Raw genomic sequence first — 1,432 nt, forward strand, 5'->3', positions numbered from 1 at the left:
CTGCTGGCGATACTGGGCAGCTTGACCGCTTCCGGCCGTACGGCCGGTGCGTCCGGCGCGGCGGCACCGGAGAAACCGGCCGCCGCTCGGCCGAAGACCGTCGACCCGTCCAGGCGCAGCGACAAGGAATAGCCCCGCTCGCCCCACGGACAGGCCCGTGGGCTCGGACTAGGCTTCACACGCGTACGCGTACGAGTACGCGTGTGAGTACGAGTACGTCGCTGAGTTGTCGTCGACTTGAGGAGTGCGGGGCGCATGGGCGAGGCGTTGGTACTGGGTGGCGGAGGCGTCGCCGGAGTCGGCTGGATCACCGGCCTGCTGGCGGGGCTGGCCGACGCGGGGCAGGACGTCACGGGTGCCGATGTGATCGTCGGGACCTCTGCCGGATCGGTCGTCGCGGCGCAGTTGGGGGACGAACCGGATCTGGAGTCGCTCTACGCCCGGCAGGTCGAGCCGGAACGGCAGTCCGCCGAGATCATGGTCGATCTGGACATCGAGACCTTCGGTGCGGAGATCGCCGCCGCGGTGCGTGACGCCGGGACCGTACCGGAGATGCGACGCGCGGTGGGCAGGTTCGCGCTCGCCGCCGATACGGCTCCGGAGGCGGAGCGGCGGGAAGTGATCGAGTCGCGGCTGCCGTCGTCCGAGTGGCCCGCCCGTACGGTGCGGATCGTCGTGGTGGACGCCGAGAGCGGCGAGCCACGGGTGTTTGACAACGCGTCGGGCGTGAGCCTGGTCGACGCGGTCGCGGCGAGCTGTGCCGTACCGGGCGTATGGCCGCCCGTGACGATCGACGGGCGCCGGTATGTCGACGGCGGCCTCCGCTCCAGCGAGAACGCGGACTACGCGGCCGGCGCGTCGCGGGTGCTGGTGATCGTACCGCTGGGTGACGCCTCACTGCTGCCCACGGAAAAACCGCTGGCCCAAGCCGTCGAGGAACTCCGCGCGGCCGGGGCCGAGGTCGCGGTCATCGCCCCGGACGAGGCGTCGCGCGCGGCGATGGGCCCCAACCCCCTGGACCCCGCCACCCGCAGACCCTGCGCCGAGGCGGGCCGTGCGCAGGGCCGCGAGCTGAAGATCGAGTGGACACGCGCCTGAGGTACGGGGCGTCCGTCTGTGCCGAGGCCCGGCCGTACGGTGAGTGCCGGCCGGGCCACCGGGTGTCCTCGGCGGCGGGGGCGGCTATGCGTCGCGGTCCGTCAAGTGTTCCGTCAGGAAGGCAACGCTCTTGGCGACCAAGGGTGTCGGGTCCGCGTTCAGGAAGATGTGTTCCGCGTCGGGGACCGGGATCAGTTCCGCCTTGTTGCCGGCCTCCTGGAGCAAGCCGGCCAGGCGGCTGCTGTGGCTGTACGGGACCACCGTGTCGCGGGTGCCGTGGATGAGCAGGAAGGGCGGGGCCGGGGAGCGGGTGGCGTACGTGGTGGGGCTGGCC

The 1,432-nt window shown here is 72.0% G+C and carries 2 protein-coding genes; one reads left to right on the forward strand and one right to left on the reverse strand.

The window, feature by feature from the left end; all coding sequences use genetic code 11:
- Nucleotides 1-255 precede the first annotated feature (255 nt).
- Nucleotides 256-1,098: a patatin-like phospholipase family protein gene (locus WH07_RS35650; protein ID WP_046509395.1), complete on the forward strand. Its 843-nt coding sequence runs from the start codon at nucleotides 256-258 to the stop codon at nucleotides 1,096-1,098.
- Between the two features lie 84 nt (nucleotides 1,099-1,182).
- On the opposite strand, the gene WH07_RS35655 is transcribed toward WH07_RS35650, so the two are convergent.
- A partial coding sequence (locus tag WH07_RS35655) for an alpha/beta hydrolase family protein (RefSeq protein WP_046509397.1) occupies nucleotides 1,183-1,432 on the reverse strand: 250 nt, incomplete at its 5' end.

It is taken from the genome of Streptomyces odonnellii (assembly GCF_000981895.1).
Classification (GTDB): Bacteria; Actinomycetota; Actinomycetes; order Streptomycetales; family Streptomycetaceae; genus Streptomyces; species Streptomyces odonnellii.